Here is a 22,950-nt window from a genome sequence, read left to right as displayed (position 1 = left end):
CAGCATAGTCTACTCATTCGTCTGCTCGCCAAACGACAGAAAGTCCCTGTACATCGCACACTCACGGATCATCTCCTGGTTAAATTGGCTTTGGCGGTGGTTCCGGTAGAAATCATTGTACATAGTGGCGTATTTACTTGTACGCAACGCCCGCATGTTTTTTACAAACGTCGAATCTTCCTCATATACATAGCCATTACGTACTTGTTCAATATTCTTGCGCACGGCAAACGCATTAGTTTCGCAACGGGCCGCCATGTAGGCCGAGCGATCTGCCAGCGTAGACGTTTTAGCCGCTTTCACCGACTTATCGAAGTAATTTCCTGCATGAGCCGTCGTGTAATAATCCGTCTTCAGCAACGTATCGAATCGCTTTTGCTTTGCTGTTGGGTCGGTCGGTACGTTGTAAACGGGCGGTTCGCCAGCGCTCCAATATGATTTTACCAATAGCCACGAATTACCATACCAGCTGAGGTTCCAGGCACCACAGCCTAGTTCATAATACAATTGGGCAGCATAGTCGCCAGTGGCCGTTTTGGCTTGCTGTTCCAGTTCGGCCATGCGTCGGGCGAACGTAACGGGTGTGTACGGATTGGGTTTGGGCTCTGCCGGAAAATTCACCGGAGCAGCCAGCCGGGGCATTTTCACCGCAAACGGATTTTTCTGAAAGTATGTGGCAAAGGCTTCCTGCTTCCAGGTTTTAGGATTTACTTTCTCAAACGCGTCTGCCGCTTCAGCATAGCGGTGTTCGGTCATTAGCCGACGCCCCAGTAAAAGATTCAGAACGTCGCCGGTTAGTCCAGATAGTTTCAGCAGGCGTTTATCGAAATCAGTCAGTTTGGTCTGGCTGGCGTAGGCAATGGTTTGCTGCACGATTACAGACGCAAGGGTATCCTCAATTACATGTGGGTCAGTTGTGCTGGCGAAATAGGTATCAGGGTGTGCCTGCGTTGTGAGCATCGATAGCAAATACGCCTTCGCCCGAATTGCTCCGTCCACTGGCTCTTCTTTCGAACGCGTACAACCTGATAACCAGCCACTTTTACCTTCTGTCTTGTGCTGATACGTAGCAGCAAACGTTTTACATACGTCAACAAACGCGTTGTTCAAGCGGAAGTTCGTCGTTTTATCAAAGGCTTCCAGGTAGCCGATGAGTTGTTTTTCCGTCTCGGGCGTAACCGATTCCGTTTGTGCAGCCAGCAGCAACATGCGCTGCACGGCAATCTGCGATTTCAGGTTTTTGTTCGTCGTTGGTAATTGAGCAGCCTGGTCCAGGTGCGTTTGAGCGGCTGTATATTCTTTCCCCAAGTAGTCTAAATAAGCACCGGCCGTATACCAGAACGCGCCATTACCCAAAGCCTTATTCTCCGCCGATTCGAGCGCAAACGTCCGCAACTTATCGAAATACGAAACGGATTCAGTTTTGCGCCCTTCGAACGCTGACGAATCGGGCTTAGCCAGCAATCCATCGTTTACGTATTCCGGACCCGACGTGAAGAAATAGTATTCATTCCGGTTGATTTCCCGCGCCATCACCAGCTCAACAAGTGGATTGTTAGGCGCTAAATGAACCAGTGCTTTCAGTAAATCCAGCCCATCCTGACCCGGTTGAATCGCACAGATCGCATAGACCGCTGCCCGTTCACGATCCGTTTTCGCATATTGAAGCGCCTCTTCCCGAAACTTAATCCGATACCGGCGTAAGCTCAGTTCAGCCGCTTTCCGACGCGACGGACACCGATCAAACACCTGCGCAAATTCATAAATAGCCATTGCCGTATCTTTCAATGCCAGCGAAGCGCCCGCCCGACGACACAAGGCCCAGTCGCTGATGAACGTCTTTTTCGGGAGCGGTTTCACCAACTGATCGTACAATTGCCGCGCTTGCCCATAATCCCCGGTTTCGCTGGCCAGCTTTACGGCCTGAAAGGCGTAGCGCTCTTTCAAAAATGGATCAGTAGCGGACTGATAAGCGGCTTTCGCTTCGTTGAGTTGTCCGGGTAATTTTGTACTGTCAATGGGCGTAGGGTCAGCGGGCCACGGATTACTAGGCCCATTGTCGGTAGCCCAGGCAAACTTCAAATACGTAACAACAGGAGCTTTGGTACGTTTCAGCACGGACGTTACTGCGGCTACAGCCTGCGCATTTTCGTTATACAATGCTTTACTGACTACCGTTTCGGACAACGTACCGCCCGCATAATCGACCCAGGCCCGCACATTCTCGTCAATCGTGACCGTATCGTCCGTATACCCGCCCATATCGCCATCGGCATAAAGCTGAGGGGTAAAAATATAGCGGCTGTATTCGGACGGGCTGTTGGCAGCCTCGGGCAGAAAGAAGCTCATAAACTCATTTGGATCAAACGAGGGGCCACAGGCAAACGCGAACAGGACGGCAACAGATAGGGCTATTTTACGGAAGCGGCCGGAGGAGAGCATGGATGGTTTCACGGGAATATATGGACAAAACTGTAGAATCGAGGTGGTATAAAGCAAACGTTAGTTGCTTATTACTAATCTGTTCGAGCAGGCGTTTTTTTTCATGGAGCAACGTTTCGGCCGAAACCGATTCGGCCCGAAACAGATCGTTACGTCGAATAGAAAACCCAAACGCCACCGTATCCCGACTCGCCATAAACCGGGCACTGTCGGCTTGAGCAAGCAGAAACGTAGCGTTCACCAGCGTTTTTCGGTCAACGTTATTTAAAAATGTCAGAAACCGATTGTTTCGATAAACCACCGTCCAGCGGAAAAGAGGTAGCACCAAATCAAGCGGTAGCGGATAAGTCGATACAAACGATATATATTGATTGGCAACGTCGGCATCATAAATGGAATTTCGGGTTCCGATTCGTTTCCAGTCTGCTACGTTGTAGAGCATTAGCATGCCCCGCGCCACGGGCGGAATCCCCGTCTGGTCGGTGTACTTGATCTGGTGCAACCGAATGGTGGCCGAGAGTGGTAGTCGTAGTTTATTTTTCAACAACGTCAGCAGCCGAAAATAACGGTCACGCGTAGCCATACTCCAGTCGCAATCAACCTGCACTTCACGAAACGAAATGGCATTCTGCCGACTGATCCGTAGAATAGCCTGGGCAATGTGCGTCGACAGGTCAGGCAGCGCAGCCGGAGAAAGGTTGGCCAGGGTCCGATTCGTAATGAAGACCACGGGTACTACGTTGCCAACAGGTTTTTGCCCAAATCGAATCAGCGCTTTTGGCACGGGCTGCCGCGTTTTCTCATCCCAGTCTACATCGAAGACATGCAGGTACAGCTTATTGATCGTCAGGCTCTTCAGCTCGGCACTCTCCGAATGGGTGGGATTGTAGGTTGATTTCCAGTGATAAAAAGCGGTTGTAATTTGTTTGGGTGCATCCGGCGATTGGCGCTCTGAGGATTGGCAGGTCGATAATCCCACCCAAAGCAACAAAAAGACAATACCGCTTTTTACTCGTTTCATAAGGCCAAAATAGAACGCAGATTTTTATGATTGGCTATGATCTGCATAAATCAAAATCATAACCAATCATAAAAATCTGCGTTCTATTTTATCGCTGAATCAGCATTTTTCGCACGTGAGTACCTTCTGTTCCCTGGAGTTGGATCAGATAAGCGCCCACACTACGTTCCCGCATATCTAGTTGAAATGCATTCTCACCTGGTTTCGCCTGTTCATCCTGATGCTGTAAAATGGTTCCGTTGACGTTGACGACCCGAATCTGTATGGGTTCTGTTCTTTGCGCTACGTATCGTACCGTCACTAATCCGACCGATGGATTTGGGAACACCAGCAATTCAGCAATACCTTCTGACGTTTCGACAGCTTCACGGGCACCACTAACGGATTCAAGCCGAATATTATCGAAATAAACCGTTACGTTGTTCGAGCTGTAGTTCTGAAAATTTAACCGCTTGATCTGCGCCGGATTACCCAGCTGGCTCATCGTCACGGTCATTTCCTGCCATTGATTTGTGGGCGTCGTGAATACATACCCGGGCGTATCTCCACCGCTGTCGGCATTTGTCGTGTAAACACTGATCGGATTACTGCCCGTACTCCGAACCCAGAATTTAAGCATGGTGCTACTGGTTGTTGTCAGACTAGTTCCTTTCCGAAATGAAAAACCGCCCCAGGAATAATAATCGACTTTAGCCGACTTACTCCCGACCTGAACAGGATTGGTATTGCCGAGATTGTTCGACGTATTCCAGGACCAGTCCTGCCAATCGTTGCCGGGTGTTTCGTCGTAAACAACAACCTGATTGGCTGCGCAGGCCGACGTAGTGGCATTGGCCGTAGTACTGGCTGCCGATACGTTCCCAGCCGCATCTTTCGCTTTGACGGTGAACGTATACCCCGTTCCGCACGACAATCCCGCAACCGCATACGTAGTGCCCGTCACATTTCCGTTCAGCAACGTAGCACCCTGATACACCTGATAGCCAGTAACCCCTACGTTATCGGTCGAAGCTGACCAGGCCAGCGATAATCCGCTGGAGGTGACCGACGAAGTTACCAGGTTTGTTGGCGCGGTTGGGGCCTGCGTATCGGGGCAGCTGGAGGTTATCGCGTTGAGTACATTGCTTGCCGATGAGGTGTTGCCGGCTGCGTCTTTGGCCTTCACCGTAAAGCTATAAGCCGTAGCACACGCCAGGCCAGAGACGGTATAGCTCGTATTCGTTACGTTGCCACTCAGCAACGTAGTGCCCCGATAAACCTGATAAGCCGTAACCCCTACGTTGTCGGTCGACGCGTTCCAGGTTAGGGTTAAACCGGTGGCGTTGATGGACGAAGCCGCCAGGCTGGCTGGTGCCGTAGGCGCTTGTGTATCCGGTGTTGGCGTACTGGTATCGAAGCGGATGTAATCGTAAAAAACGGTTGGGCTATTACCGGCATTCTCCTGGATATTAATCCGTTTAATGGCCGATGGATTGCCGAGTGCGGTCATGGTCAGCGTAATTTCTTTCCACTGATTCGCGTTCGTTGTGAACGTAACAACATTGCTTTCGCCCCCGCTATCGGCCGCCTGCGTGTAAACCTTCAGGTTATTAGCGCCACCACTGTAAACCCAAAACTTAATGATCGTGTTGGGTGAGGGCGTAATCGCGTTGTTCCGACGTACTGAAAATCCGCCATAACCACCGTAATCGACCTTGATGGAATTAGTGCCCTGCTGCACGGGGCTTGTGTTGTTGAAATAGCGGTACGCACTCCAGGTCCAGTCTTCCCAATTGCTGTTCAACGCATCGCCATAAACGACTTCACCAGCCGGGCAGGTACCTGTCGTTGCATTGGCCGTATTGCTGGCTGCTGATACGTTGCCCGCTCCATCTCTGGCTTTAACCGTGAACGAATACCCCGTTCCGCACGACAACCCACTTAGCGTAATGGACGTAGTGGATGAGGTATTTAGTAAGGTTGTTCCCACGTAAACGTTATAGCCTGTAACGCCTACATTGTCCGTCGCTGCGTTCCAGTTTAACGTAGCGCCCGTTGCCGTTACGTTCGAAACCACCAGGCCGGTCGGAGCGCTGGGTGCCTGCGTGTCAGGCGTAGTGCTTCCGTAGATGGATAGTGGCCGAACGGAAGTATTCTGGATGCTGTTCGGGTCACTAACGGCGATGGCCTGCCCCCAGGTATTCGACCAACTGCCGTAATTTCCATTGGTCGTTACATCGAAGGTAGTGCCGCAGCCACTGGTTCCGTCCTGCACTTTGCCCCAGGTCCAGACCATCCAGCCAATCTGGTTCGTCTGACATTGCTGCATGACCCAACTGTAGGGAATCTGCGTGCTGCAATCGTAACCCGTTTGCTGGGGTCCTTCACCGAAAATAAACGGAATATTCTGACTGACAACGGCATTGATCAGGTTCGAGAAACGGGTTTGAATGGTTTGCGTATTCGAATCTTTCCAGTACGGATGGACCGAAAACACCAAATTGTGTTGCGGATCACTTTGCAGAATGGCGCTCCACGTATTGATGATGACCGTTTCGTTCTGACCATATCCCGGCGCATCAATCACGAAGGGGATTGTGTAGCCAGCGTTCCGAAGCTGTGACACGGCGTCGATGTAGGCGGTCTGAAATTGCGAATCGGTTGTGTAGTTATCCCCGGCTTCGTTGGCGATGTTGAGCAATACCCATTTCTTGTATTTGTTCATCGCCGTCAAAATATCGGCTCGTTTCCAGTAATCGAGGCAGGTTTGGAGACCATAGAGATTGCCTGTAATGTTGTCTAGTTGAACAACAGGAATGATTTTGTTGGCGATGGCATTCCCCAGCAGCGCATCCAGATCGTTTGCCGATCCACTTGTGTTCCAGCAGATACGTACTACGTTCGCACCCGTCTGTGCAATCTGCGGTAAGGTCGAAACACCCTGTTTATCGCCTGAGTAAATAAACATTTCGTTCACGCCCCGAAAAACGACCTTCTCCCCTGCCGCCGAATACAGATTACGGCCACTGACGTTCATCGTAACGCCCGGCTGTGCCAATGACAGCGACATAGTTAGTGCACACAAGCACCAACCAATTCCTTGAATCAATAAAAAGCGTTTCATACAGGTATCTCATTTTGTTACCAATAGTTGGATTAATACTCATACAAATAAATTACATAAATAACTTGGTTATATACAAAAGGTTAGCAAATTCAGGTAGGCACGTTTATAAATTGCTTTCTCAAGTAAAATGGGGGTTGTTTATCCTAAAAATGATAGATAACTTGAATTATCAATATTTGCAGAACCATTGACTACCAACGAGTTGCCAGTAAAAAGGATTCATCTCTTACTAAGCCCTACAACTAAATGCCACACATTTCATTACCCGAAGGATTGCCCGGTATTGTCGGCCCAATGACCTACAGTCCCGAAACGACCAAACCCCTGAATGCTCTAGCTGAGGTGCTGCTGCGCACCAACGCCAGCGATTCGCTTACCCAGGCCGAACGCGAACTGATTGCGTCCTACACATCCAGGCGAAACGATTGCAATTTTTGTTCGAACTGTCATGGTGCTGTAGCCGACTACTTATTTGGCTTGGAGAATAAAGTCGTTGCGCAAACCTGGATCGAACCCGGCACGGCGCCAATCTCCGCCAAATTGAAAACGTTGCTCGCCATTGCAGAAAGTGTTCGGATCGGTGGTCAGTACGTAACGCCCGAACAAATTGACGATGCCCGCGAACAAGGTGCGACCGACCGGGATATTCACGATACCGTGTTGATTGCGGCTGCTTTCTGTATGTTCAACCGCTACGTGGATGGGCTGGCTACCTGGGCGCCCGAAGATCCGGCGGCTTATACGGAGATGGGCAAAATGCTGGCAACGCAAGGCTATCCAGGCACCGTAGCCACGCAACCCGTGTAAAGAAGATTTTTGAACACAGAGCCATAGAGTACACAAAGATTTACTGCTTTGTGTATTCTGTGGCTCTGTGTTCAAAGTAATTTATGTGAGTACTTATCGCCCGAGGTTCACTCCATAGGCGAAGTTGAAGGAAAAAGCGCCACTACCTTCGCTGAAACTGGTTATAAAACTGGTGCCCATGTCCACATAATTTTTGTTGGCTAACCGGATGGCATAGCCAAACCCCGGTTCAAATCGAAACGACGTGAGCGCGATCGAGTTGACGCCGATATCGACACCCAGATTGAGTCCGGCATACAAGCCATCAACGATATAAACTCGTGGTCCGACGGTAATGGGAATGGAAATACCCGTTGTGGTATTGTAGTAGTAGCGAAAATATTCCCTGTATTTACTTTTGACCAGGAAAATGTCCAATCCCGTCTTTGCTGTGACGGTAAAGTTTGATCCTAACGGATGCTGGTAACGAATGTCGAAACTCGGTTGAAAACCAACGGCATTATACCGACCAACGCCTACGGCCAGTGGCGTACCGACAAAAAGAATCTGGTTGCGGCCCTGCGCGTAGACCTGCGTCTGTAGGATACCAGTCACTAGCAAGGCAAAGAAAATGGTTTGACTAGAGCGGTTCATGGCGGATTATTTTTTACCAACGAAGGATAGTGCGATTTGCTGATTGTTACCGTCTGTTCCCGACAAGCTGAAGATAATGTTGTTCCCATCGACATCGCCGTACTGGTCATTTCCGTCAAAGAGGCCGTACGCTTCGCTGGTTTTGCGAACTTCCAGCTGCACATCATCGGCATCGCCAAATACTACGTTGTTGTTAACGGTGAGCAGGAGTTTGACATACCCGTCCTGCGATGTTTTACTCAGTTCGGCCGTACCACTCAGCGCTACGCCGTTACCGGGCAGACTTATTCCTTGGGAACCTTGCTGAAGACTGAATGAAGAGAGTTTGTAACGGCCAGCTACTACGTCGGCTGGATTCTTTGGAGCAATGTCCTCATCCCCTTTTTTACAAGCACTGAAGGTCAGCGCGACGAACAGGAAAAGAATGAGTTTTTTCATGGCCTTTGGTCGTTTCGTTGGTGATTTTCGTCAATCACCGAGGCAAAACTACCGGCCAGATTCAGGGGCATCAATACCGCATTTGTATGATTTTGATGGGTGAAAAATGAAGACGGGGCCGCCCATCTTCATTTTTCACTCCTAACGACGCCCCAGGTATTTGTTCACGGCCTCAACTTTCGAGTGGACCTGGAGTTTTTCGTAAATATTGAAGATGTGTTTACGGACGGTCGTGGGACTAACAAACAGTTCATTTGCCACTTCCTTGTGGCTGTATCCTTTCGATAACCGATCCAGAATTTCGCGCTCACGGGGCGTTAGTACGTCGAGTTCGTTGGGCGCAGACGTATTGATGTGAAAGGAGCTGGCAATTTTACGGGCAATGGTACTGCTCATGGGAGCACCGCCTTCGTAGAGTTCGGTAATGGCTTCAAGGAGTTTATGGGGTGGACTCCGCTTGAGAAGGTACGAGTTAGCGCCTGCTTTGAGGGCATCAAAGACGGTTTCGTCTTCGTCATACATCGTACACATCATGAACTGGGTACCAGGACAGAGCAATTTCAGGTGCCGCACGCAGTCGATACCATTCATGCCGGGTAGGTCAATGTCCATTAGCACTACGTCGACACAGTGACTGGGCAGATACTCAAGGGCCGCTTCGGCCGTTTCGAACGTAGCCTGGCAACTGAATCCGTCGGCCCCGTCGACCAGAATGGCCAGCGACTGCCGGATGGGTTCTTTGTCTTCAACGATGGCGACGGTAATGGCGGTTTTCATCCGGCAATATTGACCGTTTTTTTACTTCAATGCTATACTACGTTTGCAGTATTTTTGGAGCGGGCACAGTTGAATAAGGATAGGTTATTTTCACACAAGTACCCGTCGACGATGGTATAATTTCGCATCGTCCACCCGATTCGATCATTCGATTCTGCATATTGCCCAATCCATTCCGTAAGCTGGTCGTTCCGTTGGGTGTAAAACCGCGCCCATTGTCGCAAACTTCGATCGCCAACTGGTCGGCTTCGGGTTGCATACGTAGCGTTATGCGTGTCGCCTGTGCGTGTTTCACTACGTTATTCAGCGCTTCTTTGACGGTTAGGAAGACATTCCGACGGTCGATACCGCGCATAGGAATTTCCTGGGCAGATTCTTCGACTTCGGTTCGTAATGTAAGGGACGTGTTATCGATAAACTCGCTGGCGTAGGAACGAGTATAGGCAATTAGTCCGTTCAGACTGTCATTTTTGGTATTCAGCGACCAGATAATCTCGTTCATGGCCGTGACCATATCGGCAGAGATGCTCGAAATTTTCTCTACTTCGGGCGTAGTATTTGGCCCCATGCGCGTTTTTACGACTTCGCTCAGCAAGCCAATAGCCGTAAGGGACGCGCCCAGATCATCATGCATCTCTTTGGAAATTCGCAGCCGCTCTTTCTGCTGTCCCTGTAATTCCGATTGAACGACGGCCAGTTCGCGCTCTCGTTGGGAGGCTAGCAATGCGTTATCGGCGGTACGTTGCCGTTGACGGGTGTACAGATACGTAAATACCAGAGCACTGACGGTTCCGAATGCAACAAGCCCCGCAACCAGAAGCCACAAATTCTGACGTTTTTGCTGCTCCCGCAACTGATCGATACTACGCTGTCTTTCAGCTAATTGCTGTCTAGATTCAGCCTGTTTGAGTTTCACTTCATAGTCCTGCAACAAGCTTTTGGTTTCCTGATTATTCAGCGAATCGGTGGCAACGATGTACTTGTCGAGCCATTGAACCGTAGCCTCATACTTTCCCAGGCCATCATTGGCCAGGGCATATCCGTGATAAATACTCTGAAATTCGGTTAAGCTGGCCTTTGTTTTCCGGGCGAGGGCATGCGATTCGTCCAGCAGCTTTTTGGCTGTGGTATATTTCTGCATCTGGTTGTAGGTTTCCGCCAGTGTCATCAGTGAATGAAGTTCATGGCGATCATTTCCCAGCAAACGGCTAACGCGCAGAGCTTCGCGTCGGTAATACAGCGCCGAATCGTAGCGCTGGGCGAGTCCATGTTCATAACCGATATTACTGTATAGATTGACCATGAAATCGAGATCGTTTTTCGGATCGATCCATTGTTTTGCTTTCCGATAATATTCCAGGGTTTTGCGGGATTTTTCCAGATCGCTGTACACAACGCCAATGCTAAAATAATCGGATGCAATGGACCGGCGGTCGGCGTTATCCTTCGTCCAGGTCGTATCGAGGGCAAGCGCTCTGCCATAATAATCGAGCGCTTTAGCATACATTTTCTGTTTCCTGAATATGTAACCGAGGTTCTGATTGACAACCGCTACGTTTTTCATGTTCCCGATCTGGCGCATGTACAGAACAGCCTTCTGGTAATTGGGAATGGCCTCCTGATATCGTCCCATAAACAGGGCTGTATTGGCCACAGCAAAATAGCTTAGTGCCAGATGCCGCTTCGACGTGTCCTGCCTGGCTTTCTGAACGGCCGCCAGCGCAATTTTCCGGGCTTCGTCGTGCCGCCCCATGTTGTTGAGCTGGTAGGCCAGCAGTCGCAAGCTTTCGAAGTAGCCTTTGGTGAAGTTTATTTTCCCGGAGAATGCATGAGCTTTCTGGTAATTATTCAGAGCCATCGCGGGTTGGCTGGTTTCAACCGCTTCACCTTTTTTTAGTAAGTTCATAATGTAGCTGGTATCGGTCGGACTGAGTGCCGACTGTCCGTAGCTGGTAGTATAACCTACACTCAAAAAAAGCAAGAGAAACCAAAGCGCTCTGAATAGCATAGCAAGTTTTTTAGGTCTAAGCTTTTCTTACAGGCTGTATTACGTTGGGTATTTCAATGATAGTCTTGTAACCAGAACAAAATGCATTGCACATTAAAAGACCCACCTGTACCTTTAGCCCACACTAGTTACTCAATTATGTATGCAAAGACAAGGACGTGATTTATAGGCTTTTTACCGGATTGCTTTTACTGACAACGGCATCGTCGTTTGGACAACGGCAGGAGTTCTCTATCTCGCCTGTTGGCTTTATCTACACTCAGAATCAGTTAGTTCAGCCTGAACGCTACGTAGCTTCCCGACAGAGTCTGACCGTCTCATTCAGTTACAATGACAGCCAGCGTAATTATGCAGTTATACCTCCACCTCGCACTGATCGGTTTTCGTCTACACGTGGGGTCGCTGAGCTCATCGACATTGTGGGTAGTGATATTTTTTACTTTAAACTACCACATAAACTGCGCCGGGATTGTTATAGATAAACTATGAACACAGAAAGGGAGAAAAGTGAACAGCGGACTCAATTGACTTACCAACAACGTATAGAGTGGAAGGAGCAACTCGCTTTTGAAACAGTGAATCGCTCTGCTTTATCGACTAAACACGAGCAGGAAAGGACTCGCTTGAACCAGGAAGAAATTAATTTTCATCAACGAGAAGCTCTGGTAAGGCAACATTTGGATGAGCTGAAAGCATTAAAGCATCAGGATCGAGAGCTCCGAATGGACATACTAAAACGCCATACGAGTGAGCATTTAGCCCTTAATCAGCGGTTGAAATGAGCAGGTAATTATCCCTTGGCTTTCTTCACAGGATTTATTTATGCACTCAGTCCACTCTTAGAACTTAGGCAACGTTCCTGTTAATTGGCTTGGGTCGTCTGATCTCACTTTAACGGTTGGCAGAGCCAGGCTGGTCAATAAGTGAAACAAAGGTTCAACAACTGACGTACCAACTGGAATTCTAGAGTCTGCACTAAGTAAGACCCGTCCAGCGATCGTGTCGGGAAGCAGCAACGGGCCATAGCCCCGTATAACGCCATCAACGGTACAAGATCCGTATCGTTTGTGATTGACCTTATTTCCTTGTTGTAGTTGATTTATTTGACTGATAGTCATTGAGTTTTGTTGTTTAGACCTTCCGGGAGATACAACGTACATGTCTTACTATACGTTCGAGCCACACCAGGCTGTTGTTGAATAGTAACAGCCTGATTCCGTCAATTTAACGTATCAATCCGCACCTCATTGGTAGAAATAGTCGCCCTAGATTAAAACCAAACAAGGATGGTACAGGGCTGCTGAATTTTAGTTTTCGAAATTACTATTCAGACAAATTTCAAGGCTCCAATAAAAAACACCCCATAGACTAACGATCAATTTAGTATAGCCAATATTGGAAAAATCTGCCGAGATATAAAACAAAAAAATTTGCATTATTTATATAATTATTACTTTACAATCTATAGTTATTTTTAATTTAAGTAGCCGTAAATCAATGAATAATACTTATTTGCTTTTTTTCAAAAGCTTCAACCACTAAATATAATTTTTTAATTATCAGCACTTTGCAACTTTAGACTAAGTACGATGGTTAGTCTAGTATCCTCCCTCAAATGGTGGAATCAGTATGAAAATCAAAATTATCATTTTTGCATTATTTTCAGTTAGCTACATCATTACCTCCCCTTACTCTTTGGCTCAGGTTAATGTTACTCAGGCCACGAATGAACTGGAAGCAGTCACAATGGACGCCAATCAACTGGAAGTGATCTTATATAAAGAGGAGTTTCTGAAACGGCAAGCCCAACAAACTGAAGATCGGTTGAATGATGAAGCTATTTTACGGGAAACCAACAACAGTAGGACTCAGGAAGTCAATCGTATGAGTAAAAATATTCCTGAGATTTACAAACAGTCGTCAACAACGATCAAACCGAAACGTAAAGTGCAAAACGTTCTGCTTATCGAAAACAAACAGGCTGATAAGCCCACAAAATCCAGCGAAAAATCCCGCTAATTTAAGCCTAGAAATAACTACAGCATATCCTGTATCTTACCAACTAAAATCGCTCAAAAACTGTAGAAACTGTTTTTTGAGCGATTTTAGTTGGTAAGATACTTTCGTTTCTAAACATCATATCACACTCTGTTTCTGAAATAAATTAACAGTTCAGTGTGAAGGTTGTGGTTGTGAGGTTACGATAGCTTAGAATGCAAAACAGGAGCGGAAGAGAACTCAGCAAATGCTGCACAGTCTACTGATAAGCTAATTTTGGGGGCTTCCTGATATTAATCAAATTCCCTAATAATGAGGCAATTAGCAAAACATTACTAGCAGGACGTTGTTGAGTTTATAACAATTACTATGAAGCGTTATGAAACCGACAGTTAAAAATATCATAAATCTCTGGTTTGGTGCGGATACACCTATTCGTCAGTTCAAACTCAGATTGAATCCCGCCATAGGTATAGCTTGTCAGAAAGTGAAACACTCTTTCGAGCCCCCTTCTGGTGCTATACAAGTTGGGCAATACCGAAAATCAGACAAGCTTGCCTTTGCTGTAATCGCCATAAGAGAGTTAAATCAAGCTATACTTGCCCCTGAATCGAGCGACTAAGTGGTAAGCCTGCTTACGCAAAATAGCAACGCCGAAATTCATTAGTCACTTCGACGTTGCCAGTAAAAAGCTGCTTGAATTCATTCAGCTCGTTCCATGCGGGCGGTTTCGTAAACATGTCCGCACCAATTCAGATAACTTCTAAAATCGGACGCTATTAAGCTGTCACTTTACTGCTTATCGTCTTCTGACTTTCGGCTTTAATCGTTACGTCCTTGTCGTGCAGGTTGATGGTAATGGGCATTGTTGAGAAATTTTGCACTGTTACGTCCCGCTGCGTGGTCGTGACTTGCACCAACATATCCCGGAACCGAATCTTGAAGGCCAGCGCCTGCCAGTTATCGGGGCAGTATGGACTCAGCACCAATTTCTCATCCTCAACTCGCAGGCCGCCAAATCCTTTCACAACGGCCAGCCACGTACCAGCCATCGATGTAATGTGGCAACCATCTTCCGTGTCGTTGTTATAATCATCAAGATCCAGTCGGGCGGTGCGGAGGTACATTTCGTAGGCTTTTTCTTTCATCCCCAATTTCGATGCCTGAATGGAGTGAACGCAGGGCGACAGTGATGACTCATGAACAGTCATGGGTTCATAGAAATCAAAATTGCGACGTAGTGTATCCACGTCGAACTCGTCCTCGAAGAAATACAATCCCTGCAATACGTCGGCCTGCTTGATGAAACAGGACCGCAAAATCCGATCCCATGACCAGTGCTGATTGATCGGCCGTTGCCCTTTCGGAATGTCGGAAACCGGCATCAGGTCTTTGTCCAGAAATCCTTCCTGCTGTAGAAAAACCCCTAATTGGTCATCCTGAGGCAAATACATCTTATCGATGATCTGCCGGGCGGTAGCCAGTTCTTTCTCCTCCCGGAAGTGAATCCGGTCGATCAGTTCAGCGTATTTTTCAGGATTCAGGGCTTTGACTTTGGCCACAGCTTCCGTCGTGTAGCGTAACGTCCAGGCGGCAATGTAGTTCGTGTACCAGTTGTTGTTAACGTTGTTTTCGTATTCGTTCGGTCCTGTTACGCCCAGCATGACGTACTGCTCTTTTGATTTCGACCAGTTGACACGCTGGCTCCAGAACCGGCTGATTGAAATGAGTACTTCCAGTCCATAATCGACCAGATATTGTTCATCGCCCGTATAGCGAACGTAGTCGTAAATGGCGTAGGCAATGGCGCCGTTCCGGTGAATTTCTTCAAAAGTGATTTCCCATTCGTTATGGCATTCTTCACCGTTCATCGTTACCATCGGATACAGCGCAGCTCCGGCCCGAAACCCAAGTTTCTGGGCATTTTCAATGGCTTTTCCAAGTTGCTTGTAGCGATAGATCAGGAGATTACGGGCTACTTTCTGGTCGGCCGTCGAAAGGTAGAACGGTAAGCAATAGGCTTCGGTATCCCAGTAGGTCGATCCGCCGTATTTCTCACCTGTAAAGCCTTTCGGACCGATATTCAGCCGCTCATCTTCGCCAGTATACGTCTGGTTCAACTGGAAAATAGTAAAGCGGATACCTTGCTGAGCCGCAATGTCGCCATCGATAACGATGTCGTTCATCTTCCATTTATCGGCCCAGGCCTGCTTCTGTTCGAACAGCATCTTGTCGAAACCCTTCCGCGTAATCCGCTGGATATACTGATGGGCTTCTTTGATGATCGTATCCGGGTCGTAGTTCAGCGACGACAGGTTGACAGCATATTTATACACAACCGTTTCCTGCCCCTGCCGACAGTCGAGTGTAATCCGGTTCGCTACGTATTTTTCGTATTTAATTGGCTGCGACTGGTAGTCAATCGACAGGCCATCCTGCTCAATGGAAACGCACATGCCCGTTGCTACGTGGAAGCCGGTTTTGCGGGTACGGAGTTCAATGTACGCTTCTCCATAAGCCGTTTCCTTGCGAACTTCATCCCAGAAGGTTTCGTCGTAATTAGCGTCTCGATTACGGATGTCGCCGTCGATGTAAGGGGTAATGGTAATTTTGGCGTCGAAATTAAGGGGTTTGATGGCGTACCGGATCGCGCCCGCTTCATCATCGACAATGGAGCAGAACCGCTTGGCATTCACCTGTACTTCTTTCCCACTTTTCAGCCGGGCCACGAAGGAGCGTTCGAGGTAACCTTCCTCCATGTTCAGTACCCGCCGAAAATCACGGACCTCGCAGTGGTTCAGATCGAGGGTTTCGTACTCAATGTCAATGTCGATACCGATCCAGTTGGCGGCATTCAGCACTTTGGCAAAATACTGGGGGTACCCATTCTTCCACCAGCCTACGCGGGTTTTGTCGGGGTAATACACGCCCGCTACGTAGTTACCCAGCATAGTTTTGCCCGAATATTTCTCTTCAAACGAACCACGCCCACCGAGTCGGCCGTTACCCAGCGACATCACGCTTTCGGTTACTTCATTAAAATCACGGTGAAAACCTTCTTCAACAATATTCCAGGGGTCGTGTTGTAAATAGTGTTTCATTTAACGCATAGGTTATTGGTCAATCTATCAAAAGAACTTACTTCCGATCCGTCTTTTTCTTCGCGGGTTTACATTCTTTGCAATATTCGTTTAACTCATTGATTTCACGGACAATCTGTTCACGAATTTCCCTCGTTCGGGTTTCTGACTGCCCACCGTCTGTCAGTCGGACAATTTCCGCAAGTCGTTCGGCATACAGCTTCTGGGTTTCGCTGACGGCTTGTTTATAAAAATCCATGTTTGAAAAAGCCCGCTTCTCTTCGTACATCCGTTTGCGAATTTTACGGGTATACAATTCAACCAGATCAAAATCAAGCTGCGCCATGTCAATCAACCGATCTGCTAAAGGGCCTTCGTCTAGCCAGGACGCTTTTCGATTGAAAATAGCCCGTGCAAAGCGATTGAAATTTTTTGTAAACATAAACTCATACCCACTCATCTGATAACTAAAATCCATCTGACAAGCGGCATAATATCGCTGGCTATTGCCGGAATTGGGCGCTTTGAGCTGAAAGTCACGCTTCGTCAGCTGATACGTTGGCGACCATTCGACAATATCCTGGGCAACTGTAAGATGAGTTAGGAGGCAAAAAAACAGGAACAGAGGGGCTTTACACATCAAAAAAAGGCGCGTCGTTTAGTTTATAACGAAGCAAATGTACCCATTTCCGCCTTTACCCGCATCGCCTGTTTCATGTGCCGTTCTGTATGCGCGATTAACATGCGGAACGCGTCGCCTAACCGGATTTTAAGCCAGTTACCGAACAGCGTCATCACTTTCTCCTGGTTCCAGTCGAGATAAACGGCTTTGTCCAGAAGCGAACGTAACAACGTTTGCAGATCAAGAAACTGCCCGATTACGTCGGCGGGAACCAGTTCAGCGGCCGGTCGTGGCCGAATCATACCCGGCGCGGGTAGTTTGATTTTCACCTGTGGATCAACGGCAAATAACATGGCTTTCCCAATCCAGTCGCTTTCAACGTTCTGGTCCGTTGGATTTGTCTGCAATAACCCCAGTTTATCGACTTTGTGCTGAATGTTGCGGATGTAAAACCGTTCGGCCAGATTCAGGTGCTGCAAACACTCCACAATACTCCAGCGATCGGGCGCGGGTTTCCAGCGAAGCTGTTCGTCGGTCAGGCTCGCAAACTCCTGTTGAACCGTTTCCAGAACAATGGAAAGGCGATGTTGCAAATCGCGGGCAGTATCGAGTTTCTGCATTTTTTAACCACAGAGGCACGGAGAACACGTTTTTTTTATCGACTGTCTTTGTGTTCTCCGTGCCTCTGTGGTTTAGAACATCAAAGCTGGCTTTCAAAAATTTTTATTACTGAGCCTGCATTTGTGCCTGCTGGAATTGTTCGACGTCACGTTTGAAGTTCAGGTCAATGGCGCCCGCTTCGAACGGCACTTCCGAGCAGTCGTCGCGATGGCGAACAATTACCCACTGCAATCCTTTGTCTCCTGCCAATTGTAGCAGCTCGTCGATATAGTCGCGATCGAAAAGAGCCGGAACGCCAACCTGGGTACCGTATCGACAGGCAACAATGCCTTTTCCTTCATCCTTCCTGACTTCCAGCATGTGCAGCAGCAACCCGAGCGATACCAGCGGCTGATCGATATGCAATACCAGTACCGCGTCGATGTCTTTATGCGTCAGATAGAGTGCCGCCAACCCCGTTTTAAGTGACGAAGCCTGTCCAGTTGACCAGCTCGGGTTATCAATGATGGTAACGGGTAAACCGGTCAGTTCCGGCACAATTCGAGCGCGATGGGCGCCCAATACAACCACAACCGGGCCATCTTGTAAAGCCAGTGCACTCTCAGTAGTCCGACGGATCAGCGACTGCCCTTTATACGTGAGCAACTGTTTCGGCTCACCACCCATGCGTGAGGAGTCTCCAGCTGCCAATATGATCGTTCCTAGTTTCAAGAGAATTCTTTTTTGATGAAAGTTAGCGAAAAAAATGAGTGAAGACTGTAGAATGAAGAGTGAAGAATAAAAAGCTAATACAAACTATTCTTCACTCTTCACGCACTTCTTCGTTCGTTAAATACAGCATCTGGATAACCGACTTCGACCAGCGACAGTCCCTCGGCCGGAGCTGCCCGCCCAGCTTGTTTACGATTTCTGGCCAGAATAATGTTTTCAAATTCATCGACGCTCAACCGCTCCTGTCCTACCGCCAACAGCGTTCCAACAATCGCCCGTACCATACCGTGGAGAAAGCGATTGGCGCGGATATGAAAAACCAGATCATGGTTCGGCTTCTCCTCCCAATAAGCCCAGTCAATCTGGCAGTTGAACGTCCGCACATCTGTTTTTACTTTGCTAAAACTCTCAAAATCGATGTGTTCCAGCAATTTACCGGCAGCTTCATTCATGCGTGCTACGTTCAACGATGGGTTGAATAGATAGGCAAGTCCTTCCCGAAACGGATCTTTCCGACGAATGATCTGGTACTGGTAATAGCGATACGTAGCGGTATAGCGGGCGTGGTCGTCGGCTCGGACGGGGAAGCAATCATACACAGCAATGTCTGGCGGAATCAGGCTGTTGAGCGACCGAAGCAATTGGTCAGGCAACGTAGCATCGGTCTCGAAATGAGCAAATTGCTCACCCGCATGAACCCCCGCGTCTGTCCGCCCGCTGCCTACGATTGCAATCGGCTGACGCAGTATGGTTGTCAAGGCTGTTTCGAGTACTTCCTGTACACTTAGCCCATTCGGTTGACGCTGCCAGCCGTGATACGTTGTGCCCCGATACGCTAATTGAAGAAAATAACGCATAATACCGGCAAAAGTACAGTTTGTCGGCTTCCGTAAAACAACAGGGGGCTTTGGTTTCAGGAAAACACTTCCTGTTGCCAAAGCCCCCAACATTAAAGAGAAAGGCGCGAAAAGAGCCGAACGTACTGGCGTCAGATTCGCACTGACAATCAATCTTCGAGAGGATTCCGTTTACTCCACTCTGAATAATAGTACTGCAATCTTGTTAAAACAGACTATTACAGCCTGATTCTTTTCAAGAAAAGGGTTGACCATTTTCCGACGTTTCCGTTAAAAACGCTCGACTTCGAATTTCAATTCATCCACCAACTGACGTAACCGGTCAGTATTGGGCGCTGGAGCAGGCAGTTGCTGGCTGACAAAAGCGCATATTTCCCACACCTCAAGCACATCTTTCAACGCGATTTCGCGATTGGGAATGTCCGTACGGTCGGCGGTTAACAACAATGTACCCTTCACTTTCACCTGATTATACACCCGCCGACAAAAAATCCCTGAATTATCGGACCGATCAGTCCGCTGCGGCTGAAGCAGCAAGACGTATAATTTCCCGTCGGCAATATCGAACCAGTTGCGTATAAACTTCCCAACCAGCAGAGCGCCTGGAAATGCGAAGTCGTCGCCAGCCTCGAAAGCCCGATAGTGTCCTTCGGGTAGGGTTGGCAAATGCATGGCCGGAAGGCGGTGCAGAAAGTCGGCCTGCTGATGCCGCTGTCCGTATTCCGTAAACTGGCGCTGCATCACAACCGGAATCGTTGGCGCAACCGATTGTGGGGTCTGACTGGATCGGGTATTCGAAGCGGGTTCCTCATAGACATTGTTGAACGTCAACGACTCCGCCTGACGACCAGACTGTTGCGGACCAGGTCGATAATCAGAAGCGTCGAACAGGTGGTCGGCTGATGGGCGTTCCTGACCGGGCCGTACCGGCGACGTAATGACTGGTGGAATGAGTGCCGAATTATCCCGATGCACCGGCGCAATGGTGGCTGGTCGACGCGGTTCTTCCTGCGTTTTATAGTATTTATTCAGGACCGACGATAAAGGCTGCGGTTCAGGCACCGGAGCTGCGGGCTGCGCAAAAATATCCGGAAAATCCGGGTGCTGAAACGGGTCGTCGTCCGTCGTTAACTTTCCGTCGGATCGAATCGCTGGCCCAGTTTCAATATGCCGTTCTGAACGACTAAAATACGTGTCTGCTGCCTTGTTTGACTGCCCTAGCGGAATACTAAGATTCGGCGTTTCGCGCAGTTTGCGAAGGTCCTGGCGGGTTAATAGTTCAACGGTCGTGTTAAACGCTTTGGCAATGGCTTGTATATTTTGCTGGTTCGGATTGGCACGCCCCTCTTCGTAGGCTCCTAATAACGAACGCTTTATGTTTATTTTACGAGAAAACTGCTCCTGCGTCAGACCATTCAGCTTACGCAGATAGCGGATGTTATCACTAACGAGCGTCATCCGGTTCGGGGTTGGCTAAAGTTTCAGCTAAGATAGACGATTCAGGGTTTAAATACCAATCCCCGACAGTTCAACTCGTTTTTAGTACTTTTGACATAAACTTTTTAACGTTTCAGGCTCTGGGTGTTATCCAATTTCCCAAGCCTGATAGTATTTCAATGGCCGTATGACAACGCCCTTCGCCAAACCCGATTTACGTAGTGATTTACAGACGGCTTTCGATACGCAACATCGACAGGCCCCCCAGATGGCCCTGACAACCGCCGATCAGCGTATCGAACGAATCCGTCGTATTCAAACGTGGGTTATAACGAACGAATCGGCCATTCAGAAGGCGCTGTATGATGATTTCCGAAAGCCGGCTTCTGAGGTTAGCATAGGCGAATTAATGCCACTCCACGCGGAGATCAAGCACATCATTCAGCATCTGAAACAGTGGATGAAGGCGCAGCCGCTTCCAACGCCGTTGGCCTTGCTGGGCACGAAGAGCTATATACGCTACGAACCCAAAGGCAACGTACTGATTATAGCTCCCTGGAATTACCCGTTCGTTCTGGCCATAAAACCGTTGCTATCAGCCATCGCTGCCGGGAACGTAGCGATGGTAAAACCTTCCGAACTGACGCCCCATACGTCCGGCCTGATCAAACGGATGCTTACGGATCTGTTTCTACCCGAAGAAGTGATGGTTTTTGAAGGAGATGCCGACGTAGCCCAATCGTTGTTAGCGTTGCCGTTCAACCATATTTTCTTTACCGGAAGCTCAGCGGTTGGACGCATCGTGATGGCTGCCGCTGCGACGCATTTGGCCTCCGTTACGTTAGAATTAGGCGGCAAATCTCCGGCTCTTATCGACGCTTCGGCTAATGTGAAACTGGCTGCTGCCCAAGTGGCCTGGGGTAAATGCCTCAACAACGGCCAAACCTGCATAGCACCGGATTATGTGCTTGTCCATGAGTCGATTAAACAACCGTTTGTACAGGCGCTGCAGGCGAACGTAACCGCCATGTATAGCCCCGATGGAAAACCAGTTGATACGTCGGACAGTTATGCCCGCATCGTGAATACGCAGCACTTTGAGCGTATTCGTGCTTTAATCGATGATGCTGTTGCGAAAGGCGCAACCGTTACGTTGGGGGGCAACCTGAATGCCGGACAGAAATTCATTGAACCAACTGTACTGGAGGGTGTTACGGATACCATGCGGGTCATGCAGGAAGAGATTTTTGGTCCGGTACTTCCCGTCCTGACGTATACGAACCTCGACGATGCGCTACAGATCATCAACCAGCGCGAGAAGCCGCTGGCCCTGTATATTCAAAGCCGAAACCGGCAGACTACCCAGTATATTCTGGACCGGACCTCGGCAGGCAACACCGTCGTGAACGACACGATGGTTCATTTCGGCAATATCGAACTTCCCTTTGGTGGGGTCAATCACAGTGGATTAGGTAAATCGAATGGCTTTTTCGGCTTTCAGGCGTTTTCCAATCAGCGCGGTATCATGCAGCGGGAATTCGGTACGCTTAAGTTCATCTATCCGCCCTATACCGACAAGGTCAAGAAATTGATCAAGTACATTCTGAAGTACGTGTGAGAAGAACGACTAGATTTAAATTGGCTGACTCCTAAATCGTTGTCTGGTCACTTCATAATCAGTGGCCACTTCTTGATATAAAAAACAAATACTGAAAGTGGCAGGAGCGTGTAGGATAATGAAAGACCTGTGTTCGGACTAGTTCCAGTATAAATAATAGAATTGATGGTTTCCCAAGCTGACCCCCCGATCATAATGCCCAGCGCTACTATTGATAACATATAACGTAATCGCTCATTTTCAGTTGTGGAAAGGGCAATTGCAAACAGGAATATACCGGTTGTCTGAACCCACCTCGCCCAGGAAATTGAAATGTATCCATTTCGAATAAGTGGATAAAATATCCCGAATATTAGAACAAGACTAAGCACAGACATGGTAATCCAGTTGATACTTTGAATATTAATCTTTTTCACATCCAGCTTCCAGTTTTTTATAGCGGCTAACGCATAGATTGGATCAGCCGCAAGATAATGCCACCCTCCATTATTTAAGCCTGTAAATATTTTTATCGACAGGAAAATCAGCATTGATGCTACTTGAAAGTGAGAGCCTTTGTTGTATTTTTTGCTGGCATATGCGCTAAACATCATCATTATGAATATATCAGCGACAAAGTGAAAAAGTGTACTTACAAGTATAATCGTAATACTTCCAGTATGCGTGAATAGTATGATAGTAAGTGATAGTACATAGATAACATATATCCACCAGTTAGATTTCGAGAAATTCTTAACCTCCCTGACAAAATCATTTATGGTTTCCATAACATAC

20 protein-coding genes are annotated in these 22,950 nt (G+C 48.2%); 6 read left to right on the top strand and 14 right to left on the bottom strand.

What is annotated here, in order from left to right; genetic code table 11:
• Positions 1-9 precede the first annotated feature (9 nt).
• The 3 genes from IC230_RS15600 to IC230_RS34020 all read right to left on the bottom strand — a co-directional run bounded on the left by IC230_RS15600 (position 10) and on the right by IC230_RS34020 (position 6,566).
• On the bottom strand, positions 10-2,454 hold the full coding sequence (locus IC230_RS15600; protein ID WP_191039967.1) for a hypothetical protein: 2,445 nt from the start codon (positions 2,452-2,454) through the stop codon (positions 10-12).
• The gene (locus IC230_RS15595; RefSeq protein WP_191039966.1) at positions 2,417-3,463 is read right to left on the bottom strand and encodes a hypothetical protein; all 1,047 of its coding nucleotides are present in this window, start codon (positions 3,461-3,463) and stop codon (positions 2,417-2,419) included. Before IC230_RS15595 ends, IC230_RS15600 begins: the two co-directional genes overlap by 38 nt.
• 88 nt (positions 3,464-3,551) lie before the next feature.
• Entirely contained in the window at positions 3,552-6,566 is a 3,015-nt protein-coding gene (locus IC230_RS34020; RefSeq protein WP_223860672.1) for a fibronectin type III domain-containing protein, read from the bottom strand.
• Between the two features lie 249 nt (positions 6,567-6,815).
• Between IC230_RS34020 and IC230_RS15575 the strand changes: the two genes are divergently transcribed.
• A complete protein-coding gene (locus tag IC230_RS15575; protein ID WP_191039965.1) occupies positions 6,816-7,376 on the top strand; it encodes a carboxymuconolactone decarboxylase family protein in 561 nt (186 codons plus the stop codon).
• A 93-nt stretch (positions 7,377-7,469) separates the two neighbouring features.
• Here the strand turns inward: IC230_RS15575 and IC230_RS15570 are convergent, their stop codons facing one another.
• The 4 genes from IC230_RS15570 to IC230_RS15555 form a co-directional block, all read right to left on the bottom strand.
• Complete coding sequence (locus IC230_RS15570) at positions 7,470-8,009, bottom strand: hypothetical protein (RefSeq protein ID WP_191039964.1); 540 nt, start codon at positions 8,007-8,009, stop codon at positions 7,470-7,472.
• A 6-nt stretch (positions 8,010-8,015) separates the two neighbouring features.
• The gene (locus IC230_RS15565; RefSeq protein ID WP_191039963.1) at positions 8,016-8,447 is read right to left on the bottom strand and encodes a hypothetical protein; all 432 of its coding nucleotides are present in this window, start codon (positions 8,445-8,447) and stop codon (positions 8,016-8,018) included.
• Positions 8,448-8,588: 141 nt separating this feature from the next.
• Complete coding sequence (locus IC230_RS15560; protein WP_191039962.1) at positions 8,589-9,224, bottom strand: response regulator; 636 nt, start codon at positions 9,222-9,224, stop codon at positions 8,589-8,591.
• A gap of 37 nt (positions 9,225-9,261) precedes the next feature.
• Entirely contained in the window at positions 9,262-11,130 is a 1,869-nt protein-coding gene (locus IC230_RS15555) for a tetratricopeptide repeat-containing sensor histidine kinase (RefSeq protein WP_191039961.1), read from the bottom strand.
• Between the two features lie 260 nt (positions 11,131-11,390).
• On the opposite strand from IC230_RS15555, the gene IC230_RS15550 reads away from it, so the two are divergent.
• From IC230_RS15550 to IC230_RS15535, 4 genes are all read left to right on the top strand, one after another.
• Complete coding sequence (locus tag IC230_RS15550; RefSeq protein ID WP_191039960.1) at positions 11,391-11,714, top strand: hypothetical protein; 324 nt, start codon at positions 11,391-11,393, stop codon at positions 11,712-11,714.
• A 3-nt stretch (positions 11,715-11,717) separates the two neighbouring features.
• Entirely contained in the window at positions 11,718-12,014 is a 297-nt protein-coding gene (locus tag IC230_RS15545) for a hypothetical protein (RefSeq protein ID WP_191039959.1), read from the top strand.
• Positions 12,015-12,861: 847 nt separating this feature from the next.
• Positions 12,862-13,251, top strand: a complete 390-nt coding sequence (locus tag IC230_RS15540) for a hypothetical protein (RefSeq protein WP_191039958.1) — start codon at positions 12,862-12,864, stop codon at positions 13,249-13,251.
• A gap of 358 nt (positions 13,252-13,609) precedes the next feature.
• A complete protein-coding gene (locus IC230_RS15535) occupies positions 13,610-13,852 on the top strand; it encodes a hypothetical protein (RefSeq protein ID WP_191039957.1) in 243 nt (80 codons plus the stop codon).
• A gap of 157 nt (positions 13,853-14,009) precedes the next feature.
• Here the strand turns inward: IC230_RS15535 and IC230_RS15530 are convergent, their stop codons facing one another.
• The 6 genes from IC230_RS15530 to IC230_RS15505 all read right to left on the bottom strand — a co-directional run bounded on the left by IC230_RS15530 (position 14,010) and on the right by IC230_RS15505 (position 20,579).
• Positions 14,010-16,331, bottom strand: a complete 2,322-nt coding sequence (locus tag IC230_RS15530) for a glycoside hydrolase family 65 protein (RefSeq protein ID WP_191039956.1) — start codon at positions 16,329-16,331, stop codon at positions 14,010-14,012.
• Between the two features lie 37 nt (positions 16,332-16,368).
• Positions 16,369-16,950 (bottom strand): hypothetical protein, encoded by a 582-nt coding sequence (locus IC230_RS15525; RefSeq protein WP_191039955.1) that lies wholly within the window; start codon positions 16,948-16,950, stop codon positions 16,369-16,371.
• Between the two features lie 23 nt (positions 16,951-16,973).
• Positions 16,974-17,552, bottom strand: coding sequence for a DinB family protein (locus IC230_RS15520; RefSeq protein ID WP_191039954.1), 579 nt, complete (start codon positions 17,550-17,552; stop codon positions 16,974-16,976).
• A 106-nt stretch (positions 17,553-17,658) separates the two neighbouring features.
• The gene (locus tag IC230_RS15515; RefSeq protein WP_191039953.1) at positions 17,659-18,264 is read right to left on the bottom strand and encodes a nucleotidyltransferase family protein; all 606 of its coding nucleotides are present in this window, start codon (positions 18,262-18,264) and stop codon (positions 17,659-17,661) included.
• A 98-nt stretch (positions 18,265-18,362) separates the two neighbouring features.
• Complete coding sequence (truA, locus tag IC230_RS15510; protein WP_191039952.1) at positions 18,363-19,121, bottom strand: tRNA pseudouridine(38-40) synthase TruA; 759 nt, start codon at positions 19,119-19,121, stop codon at positions 18,363-18,365.
• Positions 19,122-19,391: 270 nt separating this feature from the next.
• Complete coding sequence (locus IC230_RS15505; RefSeq protein ID WP_191039951.1) at positions 19,392-20,579, bottom strand: helix-turn-helix domain-containing protein; 1,188 nt, start codon at positions 20,577-20,579, stop codon at positions 19,392-19,394.
• 166 nt (positions 20,580-20,745) lie between these two features.
• On the opposite strand from IC230_RS15505, the gene IC230_RS15500 reads away from it, so the two are divergent.
• On the top strand, positions 20,746-22,176 hold the full coding sequence (locus tag IC230_RS15500) for an aldehyde dehydrogenase family protein (protein WP_191039950.1): 1,431 nt from the start codon (positions 20,746-20,748) through the stop codon (positions 22,174-22,176).
• Positions 22,177-22,223: 47 nt separating this feature from the next.
• Here the strand turns inward: IC230_RS15500 and IC230_RS15495 are convergent, their stop codons facing one another.
• Positions 22,224-22,943 (bottom strand): hypothetical protein, encoded by a 720-nt coding sequence (locus tag IC230_RS15495; RefSeq protein WP_191039949.1) that lies wholly within the window; start codon positions 22,941-22,943, stop codon positions 22,224-22,226.
• Between the last annotated feature and the right edge of the window lie 7 nt (positions 22,944-22,950).

Origin of the sequence: Spirosoma validum, from assembly GCF_014699035.1 — a bacterium.
In the GTDB taxonomy this organism is placed as follows: Bacteria; Bacteroidota; Bacteroidia; order Cytophagales; family Spirosomataceae; genus Spirosoma; species Spirosoma validum.
This window is presented reverse-complemented; position numbering and strand designations above follow the sequence as displayed.